The following is a 24870-nucleotide window of genomic DNA, read 5'->3' as shown; positions in this document are numbered from 1 at the left end:
GATTTTCCGAGGCGACAAGACGGAGCGGCAGATGTTCCAAGAGATTTCTGATACCTTAACGGTCATGGCAAGTGAGGTGGGGTAAGGTGTTTAGATTAACCGGAAAATTAGCGATTTCTAATCTGATAAAAAATCGCAAACTTTATTATCCATTCGCTTTAGCCACTTGCTTAGCGGTAGCGATTTCCTATATTTTTAGTTCTTTAGCCTTTAATCCTCATTTGCAACAATTGCAAGGAGCAGACTCCATTGTGTTTGTCTTAGCTCTTGGTGTGATTATTGTGACAATTGCTGCGGCAATTATCGTTTTTTATGCTAATAGCTTTGTCATGAAAAATCGCTCCAAAGAGTTAGGACTTTACGGGATGCTGGGTCTAAACAAACGCCATCTCTTTATCATGACGTTTATTGAGTTATTCATTTTAGGGATAACAACTGTTACTATTGGAATTAGTCTTGGTGTTGTTTTTGATAATTTAATTTACGCTTTCCTCCTGAAATTGATGGGGTTAAAAGTTGTCTTGGTTTCCACTTTCCAATTGCCTGTTCTAATTTTTGTTGTAGCAACCTATGCCTGTATCTTTGCGGGCTTAGTGGTTATCAACGGCCTTCGTATTATGCGTTTCAATGCCTTGCAGTTGGCGAAGGAAAAGAGTAGCGGTGAGAAAAAAGGCCGATTTTTATGGTTGCAAACCATTGCTGGTCTTGCCTCTCTTGCGTTCGGATACTATTTGGCCTTAAATGTGAAAAATCCTTTGGCAGCTATCTTTATCTTTTTTGTAGCGGTTCTCTTTGTTATCTTAGCAACTTATCTGCTGTTTAATGCGGGTGTTACAGTGTTTTTACAGTTACTAAAAAAGAACAAAGGTTATTATTATCAACCTAATAACTTAATTTCTGTGTCCAATCTGATTTTTCGGATGAAGAAAAATGCGGTTGGACTGGCAACGATTTCGATTCTTTCAACGATGGTTTTGGTGACTTTGTCTGGAGGGATTAATGTCTATGCGGGCAGCCAATATTTACAAAAAGTCTTATTTCCGAATGATTTTTCCGTACGAGGAAAGGGTGCTCATGCTAAGCAACTAGAACAGGTCTTGACTGAATTTGCTCATGAAAATAAACTCTATGTTACTAAGCGGCAGGCTTACCAGTATTATTCCATGGGAATCAAGTCTCAGAAGGGAAAACAATTTGATATTTATGCTAAGGGTGAACAACAATTTTCACCACAGGCTTACATTCTGCTGTTTTCCGCTGATGATTATCAGAAAATGACTGGCAAAACATTGCATTTAAAAGATAATGAGACAGCAGTTTTTGCAAAGGGAATGAACATTTCACAAAGTCAGCCGCTCAAACTAGCTGGTCAGACGTTAACTGTTAAGAGCATCTTGAAGAATGATTTTGTCGTTGGTAATATTCAAGATCAGTATAATATCATTATCCCTCAGTCGCTTTTTATGGTTGTCAATCATCCTGAACGATTAGAGGCTATAGAAAAGGATAAATGGAATATTAATCCAGAGTTATATGGTGGCTTGAATATCAAAGCTTCTGATAAAACCAAAGCAAAGCTGGATAAAATTTATCAAAAGAAATTACGGAACTTTAATCAGACTTTGCCAGATCCAGCAGGTGTTTATGGAAATACAAAAGCAATTTCTAATCAAGAAATCATGAGTATGTTAGGTGGTATTTTCTTTATTGGTATTTTCCTTTCAATTGTCTTTATGTTGGGGACTGTTTTGATTATTTACTACAAACAAATTTCAGAAGGCTTTGAAGATCGTGAGCGTTTTGTCATTTTGCAAAAGGTTGGTCTGGACGAAAAACAAACTTATCAAACGATTCGCAAGCAAGTGCTGACTGTCTTCTTTTTGCCACTTGCCTTTGCTTTCGTGCATCTGGCTTTTGCTTATCACATGCTGAGCCTCATGCTGAAAGTGCTCGGCGTACTGAATGCCACTTTGATGCTCGAAGTAACGCTCGGTGTCTGTGTTGTCTTCTTCATTGTGTATATTTTAGTATTTCTCATCACATCGCGCAGTTACCGTAAGATTGTGTCAATGTAAGTTGGAGATTAGTGATAAGCATAATGAAAAATGTTATTGACATAGTAATTAAAACAAGAGTAAGTTAAATCTTACTCTTGTTTTAATTTCCTTCATAAAAAATAGTCTGTCGGATTCCTTTTTAGTTGCTTTTATGGTAGAATAATTCAATCTAGGAAATTGGAGTTTGGGATGGGTATATTTAGAAAAAAAGATGTTAGTCGAGATCGGACTGGCATGCGGCGTCATTTACGATTGTTGGATTTGATTTTGTTGGGAATTGGCGCTATGGTAGGAACGGGGATTTTTACGATTACCGGAACAGCGGCTGCCACGCTTGCTGGTCCTGCTTTAGTTGTTTCGATTATTATTTCTGCTCTTTGCGTGAGTATGTCTGCTTTCTTTTATGCAGAATTTGCGTCAAGAATTCCTGCAAATGGGGGTGCTTATAGTTATCTTTATGCTGTTCTTGGTGAGTTTCCAGCTTGGATAGTAGGCTGGCTGACCATTATGGAATTTATGACGGCTGTATCTAGTGTTGCCTCTGGTTGGGCATCCTATTTGAAAGGTTTGCTGAATGGTTTTGGTTTAAGTATGCCCAAGATGCTCAATGGAACCTTTAATCCGCAGGCGGGGACTTATATAGATTTACTGCCGATACTGGTTTTGGTATTTGTAACTGGCGTGGTGCTGTTAAATTCTAGAGCAGCTTTGCGGTTTAATTCTGCTTTGGTTGTCTTGAAGTTCTCCGCACTTGCTCTTTTTATTCTGGCAGGAATCTTCTTTATTAAGCCTGAAAATTGGTCTCATTTTGCTCCATTTGGATTTGGTAAACTGTATGGTGGTGAAGTTGGTATTATGGCTGGTGCTTCTCTGATGTTCTTTGCCTTTTTGGGTTTTGAGTCCATATCTATGGCGGTAGACGAGATAAAGGAGCCACAAAAAAATGTTCCACGAGGGATTGTGTTGTCTCTATCCATTGTAACAGTTCTTTATATATTAGTGACATTGGTTTTGACAGGGATTGTTCACTACAGCCAGTTAGATGTAGCCGATGCAGTCGCTTTCGCCCTTCGTAGTGTGGGGCTTAGCTGGGCGGCTAATTATGTGTCGGTAGTGGCTATTTTGACGTTGATTACTGTCTGTATTTCCATGACCTATGCTCTGTCGCGTATGATTTATAGTATTGCGCGTGATGGTTTGCTGCCAAAGTCCTTTAGAAAATTAACTGCTACTAGTCGAGTTCCGAAAAATGCTACGATTTTGGTGGGAATAGCTGCAGCAGTTTGTGCGGGGATGTTTCCTTTAGCAAGTATTGCCTCCTTTTTGAATATCTGTACATTGGCTTATTTGATGTTGTTAGCAGTTGCTATTTTGAAGCTTCGAAAGGACAAAGGGCTTCCTCAAGCAGGGGAATTTAAAACTCCTTTGGTACCTTTGACGCCTATCCTATCGATTATTATCTGCCTGTCTTTCATGAGCCAATATGGCTCTGACACTTGGATAGCATTTGGGCTTGCTTTACTAGTCGGAACGATAATCTATTTTATCTATGGCTACCACCATTCGGAAATCAATTGATGAGTTTTAATCCAGACAGCCAGCTAGGCTGTTTTTTGATATAGAGGTGTTTTGATGATTTGTCATGCAAAATTGTCAGATGCAGCAGCTATCCAAAAAATCAACTTGGAGATCTTGGGTTACAATTATGATATTGGAGCAACGAAAGCTCAATTAGCACGAGTTTTGCAGCAGCCAGGACAGATTATTTTAGTAGCCAAAAACCAAGCTGGACAAGTGATTGGCTATGCTCATGCAGCTAGCTATGATTGCCTCTATTTTCCGCCTTTACTCAACCTGTTGGCATTAGCAGTTGACAAAGATTTTCAAGGTCAGGGATATGGCAAAGCTTTGATGCAGGCTATTCGTGAAGAGGGCGTGGCAGCTGGTTATACAGGTATTCGAATAAACTCTGGTATTTCACGAATGAAGGCTCATGAGTTTTATCGAAAATTGGGTTGTGAGGAAAAAGCTGATCAGAAACGTTTTTATTGGGAATTTTGAGAAAGGACATCTATGAAGATTGAACCATTAAGGCAAAGTAATGCAGAAGAAATTGCTAATAATTGGCATTATGAAGGAATTTATAGCTTTTATGATATGCAAGCAGATCCTGAGGATTATGAAGAAATTTTATCTCCTGAAGCGCGCGGCAATCACTATTATCAAATTCTCAAAAATGATGAATTGTATGGTTTTTTCTGTCTTTTCCCAGTTGGCAAAGACAAGCAAGAACTAGGTTTAGGGATGAAGCCAGAGTATTGTGGTAAAGGTCAAGGGGAAGAGTTTTTACAAACCATTCTGCAGTTTATTGAAGAAAATATCTCAGTAAAAAGCTTAGCTCTCTCAGTTGCAGATTTTAATCAAAGAGCTCAAAAGCTCTATCTTCATTGTGGTTTCAACGTGATTGGGCGGCAGCCTCAGGAAAGCAATGGCGATAGTTACCTTTTTGTCAAAATGGAAAAGGAGTTGAAATGAGAGTTGCGGTTATCCAAGGAACCACTCGAAGAAATATGAATTCGCTGCTATTTGAATCTGTAAAAAAAGCAGTCCAATCGTCTGACGAAGTGCTGAATTTTGGTATTTTTGAGGAGGAGAACGAGCAGTATTCTTATGTTAACATAGCGATGATGATTAGTCTCTTAATAGAAAGTGGAGCAGTGGATTTTGTTGTAACAGGTTGCTCTTCAGGTCAAGGTATGATGCTTGCCTGTAATAGTTTACCAGGTCTTTTGTGTGGCTATATAGAGACCCCACAAGATGCTTTCCTCTTTGGACGAATCAATGGAGGAAATGTTGCTTCCCTGCCATTAGGGTTAAATTTTGGTTGGCAAGGAGAATTGAACCTGCAATATACATTGGATAAATTATTTGATGGTGAGTTTGGTATGGGTTATCCTGAAAATGAAGTAGAAAGAAAAAGGTTGGAAGCAAGTAGCTTAAAGGACCTGAATCAGTTGACGAAACGAAGTTGGGAAGAATTAGTAGAACAACTTCCAACTGATACTTTCACTAAATTGTTGCAAAGAAAGATAGTGATGAATGCTATTATAACGAATGGAACCAATGAAGAGTTCATCCGTTTGCTGAAAGAAAAAATAGGTAAAAAGTGAAATGAAAAAGCGGAGGCACTAAGTAGATGTCCCTACACATTTCATTATCTTTGCAAATTTGACTGTTTATGGTAAAAAGTGAACTTGACATTATAACGTCATTTTAAAACAAGACAAGACTGGAAATCCCAGTCTTGTCTTGTTTTATGCTAATGTTGTAATATTGACTGCTTGAAGACCGCGCTGACCTTCTTCAATGTTAAACATTACTTTGTCACCTTCATTCAGTGACTTGAATCCGTCAGATTGAATCGCTGAAAAGTGAGCGAAAACGTCTGATCCATTGTCCTGTGAAATAAAACCATAGCCTTTTTCAGCATTGAACCATTTTACTGTACCTTGTGTCATACATCTTACTTCCTTTCTCTAAAAGATTGTGTAAAAAATAGAAAAAGTAAAGATGAAAAACAAAAATACTTACTCAAAATTCATTTACTCTTGCTAGTCTAGCAAAAGTAGCAGCAAAAGGCAAGGAAAAAACAGCGTAGGACATCATATTTTGCTATACTAGTTATATGAAAAGAAGAAAGAGGTATAAGATAATGACATTTGAAGAAATTTTACCAGGTCTGAAAGCTAAGAAGAAATACGTTCGTACTGGTTGGGGTGGGGCAGAGAACTACATCCAGCTTTTTGACAGCATTGAACAAAATGGAGTGACACTTGATGTGACTCCGTACTTTCTTATCAACGTGTCAGGCGAAGGGGAAGGCTTTTCCATGTGGAGCCCAACTCCTTGTGATGTCTTAGCAGATGACTGGGTGGAAGTTCATGACTAAGACAGTATTGGTGACGGGAGTCAGTTCAGGGATTGGACGAGCACAGGCACAGCTCTTTTTGGAAAATGGCTGGCGCGTCTATGGTGTAGACCAGTCTAAAGAACCAAATCTAACAGGAGATTTTCATTTTCTTCAACAAGATTTAACGCTGGCGCTTCAGTCAGTTTTTAACTGGTGTCCGCAGGTAGATGTCCTCTGCAATACAGCTGGAGTACTAGATGATTATAAACCTTTACTGGAGCAGACTGCTCAAGAAATCCAAGAAATTTTCGAGATTAACTATGTGACACCGGTAGAATTAACTCGTTATTATCTGACACAGATGTTGAAGAAAAACTCAGGCATCATTATCAATATGTGCTCTATCGCATCGAGTTTAGCTGGTGGTGGCGGTCATGCTTATACCTCTTCTAAGCATGCTTTAGCAGGATTTACCAAGCAATTAGCACTTGATTATGCTGAAGCAAGAATTCAGATTTTTGGAATTGCACCAGGAGCAGTCAAAACCAAGATGACTGCGGCAGATTTTGAACCAGGTGGCTTAGCAGATTGGGTGGCAAATGAAACCCCTATTAAGCGTTGGATAGAACCAGAGGAAGTAGCTGAGTTGACTCTATTTCTCGCCTCAGGAAAAGCTCAGCCTATGCAGGGCGAAATTCTCAAAATCGATGGTGGCTGGAGTTTGAAGTGAGGGAGTATGGACGTTTATAAAGACAGTTTAAGGCGCTGTGATGCATTTTATAAGAGCGATTTTTACCAATTTTTGGAAAAAACAGATCCAAATTATATTTCTTGTATTTTTGAGAATTTGTGTGAGGATCCAGATTCTTGTGATTTTAGCTTATATCAGCAATTAGGTGATAAATTTAAATTACCTGCAAAAAAATATTACTTGCTGGAAGAAATTGAAGGAACAAAGGTCCGTTTATCAGCAGATGTGATTTGTGGTAGAAAGCAGATTATTGATTTTCATCATAAGAAATATGAATATTGGCGACAAGATTATGAGTGTGTGCGTTCAAACTTGAATCTTCATTTTTTATGGCCTAAGCATAAAGCACCAACGATTAACACGTATCGCCATACCAAATATTTAGATAGAATAGATTGCCTGCTGTTTGATTTAAAATGTTATTTTCAAGAACAAGAAACCCCAATGACACCCGCCTATCAACATAAAACAACACCGATTTGGCTAAATCAATTTCACAACGATTTTAAGTATTTTATTGATAAAATGCAGCTACATGCTTTTGTTAATGGTGATTATGATGTATTAGACATAAGCAAAAGACAAACAGAAGTCATTGAGAGAATATACTTCAGGCAAGAAATCTCAACATCTTTAGCGAATTATATGAGAAATATGTTGTACCTGAATCATCAAGGAAAGTTTAAATGAGAGGAGAGACTCATGACTCCAGAACAATTATGGAATGAATACAAAACTCTTAATCCTGCAATCGGTGATAAAATCGATGCTTGGGCCTTCGGAGTCTTTGCAGATCAACTGGCTGATTTGGTGCTGCGTGGAGAGAAGACTGCAACGGCTTCGGCTTATGAACTTTATAAGATTGAAAATGAACCCTTGCCGCAAGCAGGAACCTTTGATGTCATCTTAGACAGTCAGGGCAGGGCCGTCTGTATCATTAAAATTACTAAAGTCTCTGTAGTGCCTTTTTGTCAAGTCTCAGCAGACCATGCTTTCAAGGAAGGAGAGGGTGACAAATCATTGACTTATTGGCAGCAAGTCCATCAGGAACTTTTTACAGAGTGGTTGGCAGAAGTCGGTTTGGAATTTTCGCAAGAAAGCGGTGTTGTCTTAGAAGAATTTCACAAGGTTTATCCGCTATAAAAGATGCAGATTAAAGCATTACAGAGAGAATCTTAACAAATGATACAAAAAGTGATATAATAAAGTAAATTTACTTTGATAAAAGGAACTATTATGACAAATTATGCAATTATTTTGGCAGCTGGAAAAGGCACTCGTATGAAATCAGATCTACCAAAAGTGCTCCACAAAGTTGCTGGAATTTCCATGTTAGAACATGTGTTTAGAAGTGTTACTGCCATTGCACCAAGAAAGACTGTGACGGTGATTGGGCACAAAGCAGAAATGGTTGAGCAAGTATTGGCAGGTCAGACAGAATTTGTCCGTCAGACCGAGCAGTTGGGAACTGGTCATGCAGTTATGATGGCAGAGCCTGCACTGAAAGGACTGGCAGGACAAACATTGGTGATTGCAGGAGACACTCCTTTAATTACAGGAGAAAGCCTGAAAAATCTGATTGACTTTCATATCAATCACAAGAATGTTGCAACGATTTTGACAGCAGAAGCGGAAAATCCATTTGGTTATGGTCGAATTGTCCGTAATCAGCATGAAGAAGTACTCAAAATTGTGGAGCAAAAAGATGCTTCGGATTTTGAAAAACAAATCAAGGAAATCAATACGGGAACTTACGTTTTTGATAATGCTCGTCTCTTTGAGGCATTGAAAAATATCAACACCAATAATGCGCAAGGAGAATACTACATCACAGATGTAATCAGCATTTTCCGTGAAAATGGTGAAAAAGTCGGCGCTTATACTCTGAAAGATTTTGATGAAAGTCTGGGAGTTAATGACCGCGTAGCGTTGGCAACAGCAGAAGGCATTATGCATCGGCGCATCAATCAAGCTCACATGCTAAATGGTGTTAGTTTTGTTAATCCAGAAGGGACTTATATTGATGTAGATGTAGAAATTGAACCAGAAGTCCAAATTGAAGCCAATGTTACCTTGAAAGGAAAAACGAAAATTGGTGCAGGCAGCATTTTGACAAACGGTACGTATATCGTTGACTCTATTATCGGAGAACAAACTGTGATTACAAATTCGATGATTGAGGAGTCTACAGTTGCAGATGGTGTAACGGTAGGACCTTACGCTCATGTCCGTCCAAATTCACATCTTGCTAAAAATGTACATGTAGGAAATTTCGTTGAAGTGAAAGGCTCTTCTATCGGTGAAAATACCAAAGCTGGACACTTGACCTATATTGGAAATTCTGAAGTGGGAGCGAATGTTAATTTTGGTGCTGGAACGATTACAGTGAATTATGATGGACAGCATAAATTTAAGACAGTCATTGGAAATAATGTTTTTGTGGGTTCTAATTCGACCATTATTGCGCCAGTGGAGCTTGGAGACAATTCTCTTGTCGGTGCAGGCTCAACCATTACTAAGGATGTACCAGCAGACGCTATTGCCATCGGACGTGGACGTCAGATTAACAAAGATGAATACGCAAAACGCTTGCCACATCATCCAGATAATAAGTAGGAACGGCTATGGATTTTGAAGAAAAAACGCTAAAACGAACAGAAATTTATCAAGGTCCTATTTTTAACCTTGTCAAGGATAAAGTTCAGCTACCGGCTGGGAAAGGGACAGCTTACCGTGATTTGATTTTCCATAATGGTGCTGTAGCAGTTATTGCGTTAACCCCAGAAGACAAAATGATTTTGGTCAAGCAGTACCGCAAAGCTATTGAAGCAACCTCTTATGAAATTCCGGCAGGCAAGTTAGAAGTCGGTGAAAATGCGGATCCTAAAGCTGCTGCTTTGCGTGAATTGGAAGAAGAGACCGGCTATACAGGTGAATTGGAACTGCTCTATGATTTCTATTCGGCGATTGGCTTTTGCAATGAGCGAATCAGACTTTATAGCGCTAGCCATTTGACAAAAGTTGAAAATCCTCGTCCACAAGATGAGGACGAGACGTTAGAACTCTATGAAGTGACCTTGGAAGAAGCGAAAGCTCTCCTTGCTAGTGGTGGTATTTGTGATGCAAAAACTATTATTGCACTCCAATATTGGGAAATGAAAATGAATCGAAGATAGGGGAACGCTTATGGGAAGACCTTTATTAACAGATGAAATGATTGAAAGGGCAAATCGTGGTGAAGATATTTCAGGTCCACCTTTGCATGATGAGGAAGAAACCAAAATTTTAAAAACGACCAGAAGTCAATTTGGTTATTCCTCTCAAAATAGTGGCTTCAATCAAGATACGCTGCAAATTGATGTGGAACCAACGGTAACCAAAAGCCGACGCATTGAAAATGCAAAACGTGGAGTATTTCAAGCGAAATTAAACAAAATTCTATTTTGGATTGTCCTGCTTTTGATGGCTTTGATTGCTGCTATTATTTGGCTATAAAAAAGCGAGAAGCTTAGACTTTCGCTTTTTTTATGATAGAATGAGAGGAAATAATGAAAATCGGAATTATTGCAGCTATGCCTGAGGAATTAAAAATCTTAGTGGAAAACTTAGGAAATGCTGAAAAACACTTATGTTTGGGGCATGTTTACCATACAGGAAGTATCGGTCGACATGAAGTCGTGCTGGTAGAAAGCGGCATCGGCAAGGTCATGTCTGCTATGAGTGTAGCTGTTTTGGTCAATGACTTCAAGGTCACAGCCGTGATTAATACAGGATCAGCTGGAGCGGTAGCCGAAGGGTTGGAAATCGGCGATATTGTAGTTGCTGACCGTCTAGTATACCACGATGTAGATGTAACAGCTTTTGGTTATGAATACGGACAAATGGCGCGCCAGCCACTTTATTTTGAAGCTAGCCGTTATTTGGTTTCTGAAATGAAAAAGATTTTAGAAAAGACACATCAGACGAGTCGTGTTGGTTTAATTGCGACAGGTGACAGCTTTGTTGCCGGTCAAGATAAGATTAATCGTATCAAGCAGCATTTTCCAGATGTTTTAGCTGTCGAGATGGAAGGCGCTGCTATTGCCCAAGCTACTCACTCGATTGGCCTACCTTTTATGGTTCTCCGAGCTATGAGCGACACAGCTAGCCATGATGCTAATGTCACTTTTGATGAATTCATTCTTGAAGCCGGGAAACGCTCATCAGAAACACTGATTCAGTTTCTGAAAGAGTTGGTTTAAATAGGGGAGGAGATATTATGTACAAAGAGTCTTATTTCGATGGCGGTCTCTTTTCTTACATTGGTCATGCTATTTTAGCTATCTTGATTACAGTTTTGACGCTAGGTATCTGTGCACCTTGGGGCATGTGTATCTTATATAGTTGGAAGATAAAACATACGGTTATTGATGGGAACCGTCTTTACTTTGATGGTACTGCCATGCAGCTTTTTGGAAATTGGATCAAGTGGTGGCTCTTGACGCTTGTTACCTTTGGTATTTATGGTTTTTGGCTTAATATCAAACTGACCCAGTGGATTACTAAACATACTCATCATGCGAATTGAGAACAAGCAAGCGAGACTTAAGTTGCTCGCTTTTCCTTTTCTTCTGTCTTGCCAAAAAATCCCTTTTGATGGTATAATCAAGGAACTGTAATCAATGATAGAGGAGAAAAGATGAGTATTTTAGAAGTAAAAAATCTCAGCCACGGTTTTGGTGACCGGGCTATTTTTGAGGATGTATCCTTCCGTCTGCTCAAGGGTGAGCATATTGGCTTGGTTGGTGCTAATGGTGAAGGTAAGTCAACCTTTATGAGCATTGTGACAGGGAAAATGCTACCGGATGAAGGCAAGGTCGAGTGGTCCAAGTATGTGACGGTTGGCTATCTGGACCAGCATGCTGTGCTGGATCAAGGTCAGTCTGTCCGTGATGTCTTGCGTACGGCCTTTGACGAGCTTTTCAAGACAGAGGCCCGCATCAATGAAATCTATATGAGCATGGCTGAGGAAGGAGCCGATGTTGATGCTCTTATGGAGGAAGTGGGCGAGCTACAGGATCGCTTGGAGAGTCGAGATTTCTATACTCTAGATGCTAAGATTGACGAGGTCGCACGAGCTCTGGGTGTCATGGACTACGGTATGGAGCGTGATGTGACAGAGCTATCTGGTGGGCAGCGGACCAAGGTTCTCTTGGCTAAGCTGCTTCTGGAAAAACCGGATATCCTACTCTTGGATGAGCCAACCAACTATCTGGATGTTGAGCACATTGACTGGCTTAAACGCTACCTACAGAACTATGAAAATGCCTTTGTTCTGATCTCGCATGATATTCCTTTCTTGAATGATGTGATCAATATCGTCTACCATGTGGAAAATCAGCATCTGACTCGTTATTCTGGAGATTATTATCAGTTTCAGGAAGTCTATGAAATGAAAAAATCTCAACTGGAAGCAGCCTATGAACGGCAGCAGAAGGAAATTGCTGATTTAAAAGACTTCGTAGCGCGCAACAAAGCCCGTGTAGCTACTCGGAATATGGCAATGTCCCGTCAGAAAAAGCTGGATAAGATGGACATTATTGAGTTGCAAAGTGAGAAACCAAAACCATCCTTTGATTTCAAGTCTGCCCGCACACCTGGCCGTTTTATCTTTCAGGCTGAGAATTTGCAGATTGGGTATGACCGTCCGCTGACCCAGCCTCTTAATCTGACTTTTGAGCGCAATCAGAAGGTGGCTATCATAGGGGCGAACGGGATTGGGAAAACAACCTTGCTCAAGAGTTTGCTAGGTATCATTCCTCCAATAGCTGGTCAAGTAGAACGTGGAGACTATCTGGAATTGGGTTATTTCGAGCAGGAAGTCGAAGGTGGCAATCGTCAGACACCGCTCGAAGCAGTCTGGAACGCCTTTCCGGCCCTTAATCAGGCAGAAGTCCGAGCTGCTCTGGCTAGATGTGGTCTAACTTCTAAGCATATCGAAAGTCAGATTCAAGTCCTATCCGGAGGGGAGCAGGCCAAGGTCCGCCTTTGTCTCCTCATGAACCGAGAAAATAATTTTCTGGTGCTGGACGAGCCGACCAACCACCTGGATGTAGATGCCAAGGAAGAGCTGAAGCGAGCTCTGAAAGAATACAAGGGCAGCATTCTCATGGTCTGCCACGAGCCTGATTTCTATGAAGGCTGGATGGATCAGATTTGGGATTTTAATCAATTAACGTAAGAATAAAGAAAACGAGGAGTGGGACAAAAATCGGTATTTCGTAAGAAATCGATTTTACCATCTCACCTCTGCAAGGTCTAGTAGGTCTGTAAAAGCTGAAACATTAGCGCATTAGAGCCCACTCAACTACTGTGTATAGAAAGCAAACGAGTCTGGAACATTTTTGTTCCAGACTCTGTTTTGTCCCTATTTCTTAAATGTATAATCTTTGATGATTTCAATTTTCTCAATTTTAATCTCTTTTTTGGGTTTATCGTTTTCACCGGTTTCTGTTGTAGCAATTTTATCTACAACTTCCATACCAGAAGTAACTTGTCCAAAAACTGTATAATCGCCGTCTAAGCTAGGATTCCCCCCTTTTTTATAGGCTTCAATGATTTTTTCAGGATAAGCATCGCTTGATAGTCTGCTAGAATTATCTTTATTGTTTTGATTGATAAAGAATTGGCTACCGTTAGAATTTGGATCTGAAGAACGAGCCATTGATAACGCACCACGGATATTGTAGAGATAAGGAGAAATCTCTGTTTTAAATCCGCTTCCAGAATCAATCTTTTCATTCTTTCCTTTCCAAATTGATTCCCCGCCAGTACCATTTCCTAGGGGATCTCCTGTTTGAATCATAAAATCTTTGATGACACGATGGAAAATCAAGCCATTGTAATAACCTTCTTTAGCATGAGTCAAGAAATTTTCTACAGCCAGCGGAGCATATTTAGGAAAAAGTTTTAGAGTGATAGCACCTTCCGTCGTTGTTATTTTCACTTGTGCTTCATTATCTGCGACTTTATCAGACAATTGTGGGAAAGAGATATTCTTATCTGTCAATACTTTTTTTCGTTCTTCAGCTAATTTATCTGTGGTATCTGAGCTGGATGTTGTTGTACTTGATCCCGAAGTCTCATTTCCCCGAATAGCTTTTTTTATGCTGCCACAGCCTGTTAAAAATAAGACTCCAGCCAATGCTAAAATGAGTAATTTTTTCATACATGTCCTTTCTGAATTTAAAACTATTCACATTTTACTATAAACAAGCTAATTTTTCAAATCTTTTGAGGGTTATCTATGCTAACTAAAAGGCACTATCGGGCTCTTTTTTTGTACTAAAACAGCGTTTAGCAATAAAGAAATGGGGCATTTGCTGCCTGAGAATTTTAGGAAATCATTATTTTTTACAGTCCTCATGTGTAGCATGAGGGTTTTGGAAATGAGCATTTTGTAGTTGTCTGTTGTAGGGCATTTTTTGGGGATTCATTTAGCAATGGGATATGTGCCAGGATTGTTTATCGCTTTTTTCTTGGACCTACTTGTAGCAGAATCAGTTGTAAAAGAACTTGCTTTTAAATTTTTAACGGAATGCCATAAAACTTGGTAGAAAATTATTCTTGTTTCAGGTGGTATGGTTCTGATCATGGTTTCACCGATGCCTTTTTATGGTATATTTTTTAATAGCGTACCGCTTTCACTAGCCAATTATCTAGGAACTTGGCTAACCAATTTTATTGTAGCTTTTCTTTTGAATTTTCTGATTGTTGGACCAATTTCTCACTTTATTCTAGGTCGATTGCAAAAGTAATGTTTTTAATCCTGCTGACGATGAATTTTTGACAATTAGTATACGGAAATTCTTTATTAGATTAATTTAATGATAAACATTTTATGTTATAATAAATCTATAAAGGAGGGACAGAGAATGGCTAAAAGATTGACAAGAGACGTGCGAAATAAAAAAATTGCGGGTGTTTGTGCAGGTGTTGCAAATTATTTTGACATTGATCCTACCATTGTACGACTAATCTGGGGAGTAGCATTTTTTGTATATGGAATCGGTCTGATCCCTTACTTGATTTTGTGGTTTGTCTTGCCAGAAGATGATGGGAATGATGATGTGATTTGGAAGTAAGCAATGTTGTTTAAAAAGTGGAAACATGGAACTTCTGCTTTTTTCTTTCATTGGATTAGCAGCTAACTTATGATATAATAAAGGTTATGGCAAATAAGAAAAATAGTAGACAAGGCCGAACAACACGACGGCCGACAAAAGCAGAATTAGAGCGTCAAAAAGCTATTCGAAGGATGTTAGTAACTTTCGGAGTTGCTTTTTTGCTTCTTTTTGCAGCCTTAAAATGGGGTGCCGTTGGAATCACTCTTTACAACCTTATTCGATTATTAGTAGGAAGTTTGGCCTATATGGCTATTATAGGTAGTCTCATTTATCTTTTCTTTTTTAAGTGGGTCAATAAGCATGAAGGTTATAAATCAGGCTTTTTCAGTATTTTTATTGGCTTTCTACTCATATTTCAAGCTTATTTTGTAAATATTTTAAATTTAAAAGAGCAGGTTCTGAGTATAACCTTGTCACGGATTTTAACAGATTTAAGCTCATTTAAAGTCAGTGCTTTTGCTGGTGGCGGTTTATTAGGAGCTGCTCTTTATGCTCCTGTGGCCTTTTTATTTTCAAATATTGGTTCTTACTTTATTGGTGTTCTCTTGATATTGTTAGGTTTCCTTCTTATCAGTCCATATTCAATTTATGATATTTTTGAAAAATTAAGTGAAGTTTATCATACATGGAATGAAAAGCGGGAAGCGAAGCGCCAACAACGATTTGTGGAGAAAGAAGAAAAAGCTGCACAGGAAACAATGAATGCTATTCAGATGGAGCAAGATGAATCTCAAATTGATCCTGAAATGGGAGAAATTTTAAATGATGATGTTTTGGCGCATACTCCGATTCAATTTGAAGAGGGAGAACCGGAAATCTACGATTATGATGAGGATATAACTGAGAAATCACACGAAGAAGATCAGCAAGATGATATAGATGAAGATGTGGAAGTGAATTTCACTCCTAAAGAAAGTTTCGATTACAAACTGCCAACGATCAATTTGTTTGCGCCTGATAAGCCTAAAAATCAATCAAAAGAAAAGAAAATTGTCCGCGGAAATATCAAGATTTTAGAAGAAACCTTTGCTAGCTTTGGTATTCGTGCTACTGTTGAACGAGCTGAAATCGGACCATCTGTGACTAAGTATGAAGTTAAACCAGCTGTCGGCGTGCGGGTTAATCGTATTTCCAATCTTTCTGACGATTTAGCTTTGGCTTTGGCCGCTAAAGATGTGCGGATTGAGGCACCCATTCCAGGTAAATCTCTGGTCGGAATTGAAGTACCAAACTCAGAGATTGCGATGGTCACTTTCCGTGAACTCTGGGAACAGTCTAAGACAGATGATAAGAAATTACTCGAAATTCCTCTAGGAAAAGCCGTCAATGGATCTGTTCGGACGTTTGATTTGGCAAAAATGCCTCACTTGCTAGTAGCAGGATCGACTGGTTCAGGGAAATCTGTTGCAGTCAACGGCATTATTGCTAGTATTCTCATGAAAGCACGACCAGATGAAGTCAAGTTCATGATGGTCGATCCTAAAATGGTTGAATTGTCTGTTTATAATGATATTCCTCACTTGCTTATCCCTGTTGTGACCAACCCTCGCAAGGCGAGTCGAGCTTTGCAAAAAGTGGTAGATGAAATGGAAAATCGTTATGAGCTCTTTTCTAAGGTCGGTGCTCGCAATATTGCAGGATACAATGCTAAGGTAGCTGAATACAATGCAAGTCAACCGGAATATAAACAAATTCCTCTTCCTTTGATTGTGGTCATTGTGGACGAGTTGGCAGACCTCATGATGGTAGCTAGCAAAGAAGTGGAAGATGCCATTATTCGCTTAGGGCAAAAGGCACGAGCAGCTGGGATTCATATGATTTTAGCTACCCAACGTCCGTCAGTTGATGTTATTTCTGGACTCATCAAGGCAAATGTTCCGTCACGAATTGCTTTTGCTGTCTCTAGCGGAACCGATAGTCGAACGATTCTAGATGAAAATGGCGCTGAGAAACTCTTGGGACGTGGGGATATGCTCTTTAAGCCGATTGATGAAAATCATCCTGTTCGTCTGCAAGGATCGTTCATTTCTGATGAAGATGTAGAGCACATTGTAACCTTTGTCAAGAATCAGGCAGAAGCTGATTATGATGATAATTTTGACCCGGGAGAAGTATCTGAAAATGATATGGATTCAGGTAGCGAGAGTGAACAAGGAGATCCACTCTTTGAAGAAGCCAAGGCTTTAGTTATAGAAACTCAAAAGGCCAGTGCTTCAATGCTCCAACGTCGATTGTCTGTCGGATTTAATCGTGCAACTCGGCTTATGGAAGAGCTAGAAGCTGCTGGTGTTATCGGACCAGCAGAAGGAACCAAGCCAAGAAAAGTGTTATTGAACAACTAAAACATACTAAGATTAGTAGTGAGGAAATCTCCGACGGGAGAAAGTACTCACTACTTTTTCGTTATGTTAAAGTAGTGGTGTCTTGTTAAGTCGATAAGTCCTTTGGCGCTAGACGTCGTAACTAAAACTGACAAGACACCTGTTTTAGGAAGAATGTTATCAAAGTATGTGGGACGAAAAACGTCGAGTATTGAAAATGACATCACTAAAGTAAGGAATCATTCAAGACAAAGAGGTAATATCATGCGAGTAGTTTTTGGGATTGACGTGAGTAAAGCAAGTTCAGAAGTGGCCATCTTGGTCAATGGAGAAAAAGTACATGACTATACCATACCCAATGATGCCATCGGATTTAATCGACTACTTGGGGACTTGAAGACTGTTCACCAGCCAGAGATTGTCTTCGAGGCGACTGGTGTCTATTCTCGTCGTCTTCAGGCCTTCTTTGAGAATAATAGTTACGCTTATACACGGCTCAATCCCTTAGAATCCAAAAAACAACTGGATAGCTTACGAGTACGTAAAACCGATAAGATTGACGCTGAAAAACTAGCTGCGTCTCAGTTCATCCTCAATCGTAAACCAAGCTATGTCCAAGAAGCGCTTTATCAAGAATTACGCGATCTCAGCCGTTTCTATCAGAATCTTACTGAGGATATTGTCTGCGCTAAAAACCGTCTGCACAAGGTTTTACAGGTCACTTTTCCTGAATTGGAAAACATCTTGTCGGCACCAACTGGGGAACAATATTGGAACTTGGTCATGACTTTTCCATGTAATAGTTTTGTACTGGAGTCAGATGACGCCACATTAACAGCTATCATCCGTCAGTCTACGGTAAAACGCATCTCTGAAAAACGTGTGACTTACTTAGTAGATAAGCTTACAAAACTAGCTAATCAGTCTTATTGTGCGGTCAAGAAAACCTCTCCTGTGATAGAAGAGGTCAAATACTATGCAGGGGAGTTACTTAGGCTTTCTGAACACAGACAAGGTGTTTTAGAGGAGATGGTAACATTGGCTCAATCTTTGCCAGAATACGAGATTCTTCTCTCTATTCCTGGAATAGCCGAAACCACAGCGACAAGTATTATTGGCGAACTTGGTGACATTCGTCGATTTCACTCTGCCAATCAAATCAATGCTTTTATCGGTATTGACCTCAGACACTATGAATCTGGAAACTTTCTAGCCAAGGAACATATCACTAAACGTGGGAATCCCTATGCCAGAAAGATTCTCTTTAAGTGCATTCATAACATAGCTTCAGCTAGTCACACCAATCCTTGTCATATCGCAGATTTCTATGAGAAACGGAAAAGACAATCGCAAGTGACTTCAACCAAACCACACACGATTGCCTCTATACATCGTCTCATTAGAACAATGTATTACCTCATAACGCATAACAAACTTTATGATTATACTTCTACCCAAAATCGGTAAAATTGTTTATGCCATATTATTGTAACGCCTTATCAAAAAAATCACCAGATAAGGTGTTGGTTTAGTGTACACTTTTTACACGAAACTTTAGTTCAGAAAAATACAATTTCCTTAGTTTGACTATGGAAATCAAACTATTTTTCATCAAATACCTTGATATACTTGACAAATGGTAGAAAAATGGACTGTGCTATTGAAAAGTTTATACTCCTTGAGGTTGAGATAAGAAGATTTTCTAATTTGTTTGATTGAAACAAATGTTCTTATGAAAAAAGCCATTTTTGTTGTAGAATCGCTTCTTTTCATCAACTTTCAAAAGTTCTGTAGAAAAAGTATGGAAAATCTCATGTTTTTCAATTCTGTAACTTTTCTACGGTTTAAACTCGACTTTTTTGATAAAATTAGACCATGACTTGTAAATGGAGGCTATATGTCAAAAGAGATACTTACAGGGCTTAGTCAAAAAGAAGTTAAAGCACGCGTCCAAACAGGCTTGGTCAACGAAGTAACGGTTAGCACGGAAAAAACAACTTGGCAAATCATTCAGTCGAATGTGTTTACTTATTTTAATTTTATATTTTTTGTCCTTGCTGTGTTGCTAGTTATTGTACAATCATGGAATAATTTACTTTTTTTACCTATTGTTATTATTAATTCTTTGATTGGAATTGTTCAGGAATTAAGAGCTAGAAAAATATTGAGTAAAATGCAGTTGCTTCATCACAATACGGCAATTGCCATGCGAGACGGAAGAGAAGTTCAGCTAGACACGAAAGATCTAGTACAAGATGATCTCGTTCTTTTTTCCGCAGGCGATCAAATTTATGCAGACGCTTGCCTTGTATCAGGTGGTTTGAGGGTCAATGAAGCACAATTAACTGGTGAGGCTGACGAAATTGTAAAGAAAGAAAATGACACCATCATGTCAGGTAGTTTTGTCGTATCTGGCAAGGCTTATGCTCGTTTAGAAAAAGTAGGCGATGATTCTTACATCAATCAACTAACGTTGAAAGCCAAGGAAGTATCTGGAAAAGAAGAATCTGAAATGGTTCATTCTGTCAATAATCTGGTCAAGGCGATTGGATTTTTGATTATTCCTTTGGGACTCATCTTATTTTTCCAAAGCTATGTGACCAATCATGAAAGTTTCCAGGTTAGTATTGTCTCGACAGTAGGGGCGATTATTGGTATGATTCCAGAAGGTCTCTACCTGTTGATGACTTTAGCCTTAGCTTTAGGAGCGGTTAGTCTGGCGAGACAGAAAGTTTTGTTAAATAGCATGAAAGGGATAGAGTCTCTTTCTCGTGTGGATGTTTTATGTGTAGATAAGACTGGGACCATTACGGAAAATACGATGAAGGTCACACAAATTTTTTCTGTCCATCAAAACGAAAATATCTCACGTGAAGCTCTTAAACAATATCTCGCTGCAAGTCCAGATAAGAATGAAACGATTGAAGCGATTCGAAACTTTTTTGTGTCAGAAATAGCAAAAGAGTCTTGGGCTGTATTGTCAACCTTTCCGTTTAGCTCAAAAAACAAATTTGGTGCCATTTGCTTTAACGAGGGAACCTTTATTTTAGGAGCTCCAGAATTTGTATTAAAAGAAAAACTGGAAGAATATCGCAGCTATATCCAAAAGTATGCAGAAAGTGGAACGCGGGTTCTTGTTTTTGCTGAGTCAAAAGAGCAACCATTTACAGGTGAGTTAACTCAAACGATAGAACCACTATTATTTATCCTTTTGGAAAATCCAATTCGAGAAAATGCGGCTGAAACATTTTCATATTTTAATGTTCAAGGTGTGGAAGTTAAAGTTATCTCAGGAGATAATCCTGTCACAGTTGCGGCAGTTGCTGCCAAAGCAGAGATTCCTCATGCAGATAATTATATAGATGCACAAACGTTAGATACTGATGAAAAAATCACTCAAGCAGTTGAAAAATATACTATCTTTGGTCGAGTAACTCCTCAACAGAAACAAAAATTTGTTCAAGCGCTTCAAGCCAATCAGCACAAAGTCGCCATGACAGGGGATGGTGTAAATGATATCTTAGCGATGAAGACAGCAGATTGCAGTATTGCTATGGAATCTGGCAATAATGCTACTAAGCAAATTGCACAAGTTGTTCTGCTGGATTCTGATTTTTCACATATGCCCCACATTGTGACAGAGGGACGCAGAGTTGTCAATAACATTCAACGCTCTGCTAGCTTATTTCTTGTAAAAAATATTTTTTCCATTTCGCTAGCTATTTTATCTAGCTTGTTTGCTTTTACTTATCCATTACAAGCTTCCCAAATTTCTTTGATTAGTGCATTTACGATTGGGATTCCGGGATTTATGTTAGCTCTGGAACCGAATAAACAACGCATTCGAGGGCGTTTTATTAGAACAGTTTTGCAGAATGCTATACCGGCAGCGCTTGTTGATTTGCTAGCCGTTTTGATTGTCATGGTGTGCGGTCGAATTTTTCGATTATCTACGCAAGAAGTTGCAACTTCATCAGTTATCTTGTTAGCTGTAGTTGGTTTTATTATTATCATAAAACTAATCCAGCCACTCAATCGAATGAAAACGACGATAGTACTTTTTAATATTATTGGGTTAATAGTTTCAGGATTATTATTTCACTCTATCTTTTCTTTATCTAAAATCTCACCTATCACCATTATCCTCACAATCATTCTCTCTTTAATGTTAGAATCGCTAATGAGATTCTTTCAATATATTAGTAATCGATTATTTGCTACATGTGATCAATGGTTGAACAGATATCAAGCAGCAAAAAAAATATCGGAAATCTAAAACTTCCGATATTTTTTCATTTTGATAAAAACAAACCAATCACCATAGCGAGATATAGAAAGCAGGTCAAAATAAAACCAGCTCGCCAGAAGAATTTAAAAAATCTGGGATAGTAAAAACTGCGTTTAACTCTAAGAAAATAAACGGTAATAGCAATTGCTAAGGTAGAGAGCGCTAAAGTCAGCTCTGGCAATAAGCTGTGATAGAAAGCTTTATCTGAGATGACATAGAATTCTAGCACGAGAAGTGGAAAGGCTAAATCTGCAAAATTTAAGCCAAATTGTTTCAGACGAAATAATTTGGTGATAATAATAGTTAAAATAATAGTTAAAAAGATAAATAAAACAGAAGCTATTTTTAATAATGTCATAAGTTTATTTTACCATAAAAACTGGAGAAAGATAGAAAAATTTTTCGTGTTTTTTCTTGCAATTTAGCAGCTTTAGTGTATAATAGAAAAGTATGTATGAGCATACTTGTGGGAGGTAAAAAACTTTAATTGCCGCCAAAACCACAAAGGAGGATTTAAAAATGGCTAAAAAAGTCGAAAAACTTGTAAAATTGCAAATCCCTGCTGGTAAAGCTACTCCAGCTCCACCAGTTGGTCCTGCGCTTGGTCAAGCCGGTATCAATATCATGGGATTCACAAAAGAGTTCAACGCTCGCACAGCTGATCAAGCTGGCATGATTATTCCAGTTGTTATCTCTGTATACGAAGACAAATCATTTACTTTCGTTACAAAGACTCCACCAGCTGCTGTTCTTTTGAAAAAAGCTGCTGGTGTCGAAAAAGGATCAGGTACACCTAATAAAACGAAAGTTGCAACAGTTACTCGTGCACAAGTACAAGAAATTGCTGAAACGAAGATGCCAGATTTGAACGCTGCAAACCTTGAGTCTGCAATGCGTATGATCGAAGGTACTGCTCGTTCTATGGGATTCACTGTTGTTGACTAATCAATAACACCCAAACCCGCAAGACTTCATCAGACGAGAAGGACGTGGGAGATGAAAATCGATTGAACCACTTACAAGGAGAATAGAAAATGGCTAAAAAAAGCAAACAACTTCGTGCTGCTCTTGAAAAAATCGACAGCACAAAAGCATACAGTGTAGAAGAAGCTGTAGCACTTGCAAAAGAAACAAACTTTGCAAAATTTGACGCAACTGTAGAAGTTGCTTATAACTTGAACATTGATGTAAAAAAAGCGGATCAACAAATCCGTGGTGCAATGGTTCTTCCAAACGGAACTGGTAAAACTCAGCGTGTGCTTGTTTTCGCACGTGGTGCAAAAGCAGAAGAAGCAAAAGCTGCTGGTGCAGACTTCGTTGGTGAAGATGATCTTGTTGCAAAAATCAATGACGGCTGGTTGGACTTTGACGTAGTAATCGCTACACCTGACATGATGGCACTTGTAGGTCGCCTTGGACGTGTCCTTGGTCCTCGTAACCTGATGCCAAATCCTAAAACTGGTACTGTAACAATGGACGTTGCAAAAGCAGTTGAAGAGTCTAAGGGGGGTAAGATTACTTACCGCGCAGACCGTGCAGGTAACGTACAAGCTATTATTGGTAAAGTTTCATTTGAAGCTGACAAGTTGGTTGAAAACTTTAAAGCATTCCACGATGTGATTGCCAAAGCAAAACCAGCTACTGTAAAAGGAACATACATGACAAATCTTACTATCACTACTACTCAAGGTGTAGGTATTAAGGTTGATGTCAACTCGCTTTAATTTAAGAATAAAAACTCTATCGATGGATAGGGTTTTTTTATGAATAACTCATATTTAAATGGAGTTTATCAGACTGATAAAAACAGTAGATAAAAGCAACAACGTTTTTGGAATAAATCAATTAATCTATTAAAAGAAAAAAGGATATGCTACATACATTATTGAAGTAGGAGACAGTCAAAAAAACTAAATTTCTTTTGTTAATTTTGATATTTTAAAAAATAGGACTATATAAAAATTATAAATTATGGTAAAATAGTACAGATAAAATAAGGAGAGTAAAAATGGTAGTCCCGAAATATAAACGTATTTTAATCAAGTTATCAGGTGAAGCTCTTGCTGGTGAGAAAGGGATAGGAATTAATATTTCAACCGTTCAAAAAATGGCAGAGGAAATCAAGGAAGTGCATGATTTGGGTATTGAAATTGCCCTTGTTATCGGTGGTGGGAATCTCTGGCGTGGAGAGCCTGCGGCAGAAGCAGGAATGGATCGTGTGCAGGCTGACTATACTGGAATGCTTGGGACCGTTATGAATGCTTTGGTGATGGCTGATTCATTGCAACAAGTAGGTGTGGATACTCGTGTCCAAACTGCGATTGCAATGCAGCAAGTGGCAGAACCTTACATTCGTGGACGAGCACTTCGCCATCTGGAAAAAGGTCGTATCGTCATTTTTGGTGCCGGTGTTGGCTCACCTTATTTCTCAACGGATACAACAGCTGCCCTTCGTGCGGCCGAGATTGAAGCTGATGCGATTCTTATGGCGAAAAACGGTGTTGATGGGGTCTATAATGCAGATCCAAAGAAAGATAAGACAGCTGTGAAGTTTGATGAATTGACTCACCGTGATGTGATTAACAAAGGATTGCGGATTATGGATTCAACAGCTTCTACCCTTTCAATGGACAATGATATTGATCTTGTTGTGTTCAATATGAACGAATCTGGTAATATTAAACGGGTTGTTTTCGGAGAACAAATCGGAACAACTGTTTCAAATAATGTAGAAAAAGAAGAGGATTAAGTTATGGCAAATGCAATTGTAGAAAAAGCTAAAGAAAGAATGGCCCAATCACATCAAAGTTTAGCGCGTGAATTTGGTAGTATTCGTGCTGGGCGTGCGAATGCTAGTCTTTTAGATCGCATTACAGTAGAATACTATGGAGTGGAAACTCCACTCAATCAAATTGCTTCTATCACAATTCCAGAAGCGCGTGTGTTATTGGTAACACCTTTTGATAAATCATCTATCAAAGATATTGAACGTGCTTTGAATGCTTCTGATCTGGGTATTACACCTGCTAGCGATGGTTCTGTTATCCGCCTCGTCATTCCTGCTTTGACGGAAGAGACTCGTCGTGATTTGGCTAAAGAAGTAAAAAAAGTTGGAGAGAATGCTAAGATTGCTATCCGGAATATCCGCCGTGATGCTATGGATGAAGCGAAAAAGCAAGAAAAAGCAAAAGAAATTACTGAAGATGAACTGAAAGGTCTTGAAAAAGACATTCAAAAAGTAACAGATGACGCTGTTAAACACATCGATGAAATGACTTCTACTAAGGAAAAAGAATTGCTTGAAGTGTGATGTTTCTTTCCATGATTGAAAATGAAAAACTAAAACTCAGTTAGTTTGGCTAGCTGAGTTTCTTTTGA

26 protein-coding genes are annotated in these 24870 nt (G+C 38.8%); 23 read left to right on the top strand and 3 right to left on the bottom strand.

The features are described 5' to 3' along the window. Positions 1 to 86 precede the first annotated feature (86 nt). The 5 genes from HMPREF1514_RS04505 (at position 87) to HMPREF1514_RS04485 (ending at position 5227) form a co-directional block, all read left to right on the top strand. Positions 87 to 2075 carry an ABC transporter permease gene (locus HMPREF1514_RS04505; protein WP_037597570.1) on the top strand — a complete coding sequence of 663 codons (1989 nt, stop codon included), beginning with the start codon at positions 87 to 89 and terminating at the stop codon, positions 2073 to 2075. Between the two features lie 171 nt (positions 2076 to 2246). Beyond that, on the top strand, positions 2247 to 3635 hold the full coding sequence (locus HMPREF1514_RS04500; protein ID WP_037597567.1) for an APC family permease: 1389 nt from the start codon (positions 2247 to 2249) through the stop codon (positions 3633 to 3635). Between the two features lie 54 nt (positions 3636 to 3689). Beyond that, entirely contained in the window at positions 3690 to 4118 is a 429-nt protein-coding gene (locus HMPREF1514_RS04495) for a GNAT family N-acetyltransferase (protein ID WP_037597565.1), read from the top strand. Between the two features lie 12 nt (positions 4119 to 4130). Next, positions 4131 to 4592, top strand: a complete 462-nt coding sequence (locus tag HMPREF1514_RS04490; RefSeq protein WP_037597563.1) for a GNAT family N-acetyltransferase — start codon at positions 4131 to 4133, stop codon at positions 4590 to 4592. Next, entirely contained in the window at positions 4589 to 5227 is a 639-nt protein-coding gene (locus HMPREF1514_RS04485) for an RpiB/LacA/LacB family sugar-phosphate isomerase (protein WP_037597561.1), read from the top strand. The genes HMPREF1514_RS04490 and HMPREF1514_RS04485 overlap by 4 nt, the downstream gene beginning before the upstream one ends. Before the next feature lie 144 nt (positions 5228 to 5371). Here HMPREF1514_RS04485 and HMPREF1514_RS04480 read toward each other — a convergent pair whose 3' ends face one another. Then, complete coding sequence (locus HMPREF1514_RS04480) at positions 5372 to 5575, bottom strand: cold-shock protein (protein WP_037597559.1); 204 nt, start codon at positions 5573 to 5575, stop codon at positions 5372 to 5374. Positions 5576 to 5769: 194 nt separating this feature from the next. Here HMPREF1514_RS04480 and HMPREF1514_RS04475 point away from each other — a divergent pair, with 194 nt between their 5' ends. From HMPREF1514_RS04475 to HMPREF1514_RS04430, 10 genes are all read left to right on the top strand, one after another. Then, positions 5770 to 6006 carry a DUF2829 domain-containing protein gene (locus HMPREF1514_RS04475; protein WP_003028259.1) on the top strand — a complete coding sequence of 79 codons (237 nt, stop codon included), beginning with the start codon at positions 5770 to 5772 and terminating at the stop codon, positions 6004 to 6006. Then, on the top strand, positions 5999 to 6697 hold the full coding sequence (locus HMPREF1514_RS04470) for a 3-oxoacyl-ACP reductase (protein ID WP_037597557.1): 699 nt from the start codon (positions 5999 to 6001) through the stop codon (positions 6695 to 6697). The genes HMPREF1514_RS04475 and HMPREF1514_RS04470 overlap by 8 nt, the downstream gene beginning before the upstream one ends. Positions 6698 to 6703: 6 nt before the next feature. Then, positions 6704 to 7408 carry a DUF6994 family protein gene (locus HMPREF1514_RS04465; RefSeq protein ID WP_037597555.1) on the top strand — a complete coding sequence of 235 codons (705 nt, stop codon included), beginning with the start codon at positions 6704 to 6706 and terminating at the stop codon, positions 7406 to 7408. A 12-nt stretch (positions 7409 to 7420) separates the two neighbouring features. Then, on the top strand, positions 7421 to 7861 hold the full coding sequence (locus HMPREF1514_RS04460; RefSeq protein WP_037597552.1) for an ASCH domain-containing protein: 441 nt from the start codon (positions 7421 to 7423) through the stop codon (positions 7859 to 7861). A 93-nt stretch (positions 7862 to 7954) separates the two neighbouring features. Then, on the top strand, positions 7955 to 9334 hold the full coding sequence (gene glmU, locus HMPREF1514_RS04455) for a bifunctional UDP-N-acetylglucosamine diphosphorylase/glucosamine-1-phosphate N-acetyltransferase GlmU (RefSeq protein ID WP_037597550.1): 1380 nt from the start codon (positions 7955 to 7957) through the stop codon (positions 9332 to 9334). Between the two features lie 8 nt (positions 9335 to 9342). Continuing rightward, positions 9343 to 9894 (top strand): NUDIX hydrolase, encoded by a 552-nt coding sequence (locus tag HMPREF1514_RS04450; RefSeq protein WP_003069956.1) that lies wholly within the window; start codon positions 9343 to 9345, stop codon positions 9892 to 9894. Positions 9895 to 9904: 10 nt separating this feature from the next. Next, positions 9905 to 10213: a cell wall synthase accessory phosphoprotein MacP gene (gene macP / locus HMPREF1514_RS04445; protein ID WP_003034247.1), complete on the top strand. Its 309-nt coding sequence runs from the start codon at positions 9905 to 9907 to the stop codon at positions 10211 to 10213. 53 nt (positions 10214 to 10266) lie between these two features. After that, positions 10267 to 10959, top strand: coding sequence for a 5'-methylthioadenosine/adenosylhomocysteine nucleosidase (locus HMPREF1514_RS04440; protein ID WP_037597548.1), 693 nt, complete (start codon positions 10267 to 10269; stop codon positions 10957 to 10959). 17 nt (positions 10960 to 10976) lie between these two features. Continuing rightward, positions 10977 to 11285: a DUF898 family protein gene (locus HMPREF1514_RS04435; protein WP_037597546.1), complete on the top strand. Its 309-nt coding sequence runs from the start codon at positions 10977 to 10979 to the stop codon at positions 11283 to 11285. Between the two features lie 111 nt (positions 11286 to 11396). Then, complete coding sequence (locus tag HMPREF1514_RS04430; protein ID WP_037597544.1) at positions 11397 to 12938, top strand: ABC-F family ATP-binding cassette domain-containing protein; 1542 nt, start codon at positions 11397 to 11399, stop codon at positions 12936 to 12938. A 186-nt stretch (positions 12939 to 13124) separates the two neighbouring features. Here HMPREF1514_RS04430 and HMPREF1514_RS04425 read toward each other — a convergent pair whose 3' ends face one another. Continuing rightward, positions 13125 to 13925, bottom strand: coding sequence for a peptidylprolyl isomerase (locus tag HMPREF1514_RS04425; protein WP_006270123.1), 801 nt, complete (start codon positions 13923 to 13925; stop codon positions 13125 to 13127). A gap of 706 nt (positions 13926 to 14631) precedes the next feature. Here HMPREF1514_RS04425 and HMPREF1514_RS04420 point away from each other — a divergent pair. From HMPREF1514_RS04420 to HMPREF1514_RS04405, 4 genes are all read left to right on the top strand, one after another. Next, positions 14632 to 14841, top strand: coding sequence for a PspC domain-containing protein (locus tag HMPREF1514_RS04420; RefSeq protein WP_003032121.1), 210 nt, complete (start codon positions 14632 to 14634; stop codon positions 14839 to 14841). 86 nt (positions 14842 to 14927) lie between these two features. Next, positions 14928 to 17225, top strand: a complete 2298-nt coding sequence (locus HMPREF1514_RS04415) for a DNA translocase FtsK (protein ID WP_006270158.1) — start codon at positions 14928 to 14930, stop codon at positions 17223 to 17225. Between the two features lie 243 nt (positions 17226 to 17468). Next, positions 17469 to 18671, top strand: a complete 1203-nt coding sequence (locus tag HMPREF1514_RS04410; protein WP_037597541.1) for an IS110 family transposase — start codon at positions 17469 to 17471, stop codon at positions 18669 to 18671. Positions 18672 to 19101: 430 nt separating this feature from the next. Continuing rightward, positions 19102 to 21480: a cation-translocating P-type ATPase gene (locus HMPREF1514_RS04405; RefSeq protein ID WP_037597538.1), complete on the top strand. Its 2379-nt coding sequence runs from the start codon at positions 19102 to 19104 to the stop codon at positions 21478 to 21480. A gap of 16 nt (positions 21481 to 21496) precedes the next feature. Here HMPREF1514_RS04405 and HMPREF1514_RS04400 read toward each other — a convergent pair whose 3' ends face one another. Beyond that, positions 21497 to 21850: a DUF3397 domain-containing protein gene (locus tag HMPREF1514_RS04400; protein ID WP_003069942.1), complete on the bottom strand. Its 354-nt coding sequence runs from the start codon at positions 21848 to 21850 to the stop codon at positions 21497 to 21499. A gap of 161 nt (positions 21851 to 22011) precedes the next feature. On the opposite strand from HMPREF1514_RS04400, the gene rplK reads away from it, so the two are divergent. The 4 genes from rplK (at position 22012) to frr (ending at position 24802) form a co-directional block, all read left to right on the top strand. Then, positions 22012 to 22437: a 50S ribosomal protein L11 gene (gene rplK, locus HMPREF1514_RS04395; RefSeq protein ID WP_003025466.1), complete on the top strand. Its 426-nt coding sequence runs from the start codon at positions 22012 to 22014 to the stop codon at positions 22435 to 22437. Between the two features lie 89 nt (positions 22438 to 22526). Next, entirely contained in the window at positions 22527 to 23216 is a 690-nt protein-coding gene (gene rplA, locus HMPREF1514_RS04390; protein WP_003073378.1) for a 50S ribosomal protein L1, read from the top strand. Positions 23217 to 23500: 284 nt separating this feature from the next. Beyond that, complete coding sequence (gene pyrH / locus HMPREF1514_RS04385; protein WP_003069937.1) at positions 23501 to 24241, top strand: UMP kinase; 741 nt, start codon at positions 23501 to 23503, stop codon at positions 24239 to 24241. Between the two features lie 3 nt (positions 24242 to 24244). Next, positions 24245 to 24802, top strand: a complete 558-nt coding sequence (frr, locus tag HMPREF1514_RS04380; protein WP_037597535.1) for a ribosome recycling factor — start codon at positions 24245 to 24247, stop codon at positions 24800 to 24802. Positions 24803 to 24870: the final 68 nt, after the last annotated feature.

Source organism: Streptococcus sp. AS20 (genome assembly GCF_000524255.1).
GTDB classification, from domain to species: domain Bacteria; phylum Bacillota; class Bacilli; order Lactobacillales; family Streptococcaceae; genus Streptococcus; species Streptococcus constellatus.
Note: the sequence above shows the minus strand (reverse complement) of the source record. Positions and strands in the feature narration are given on the sequence as shown.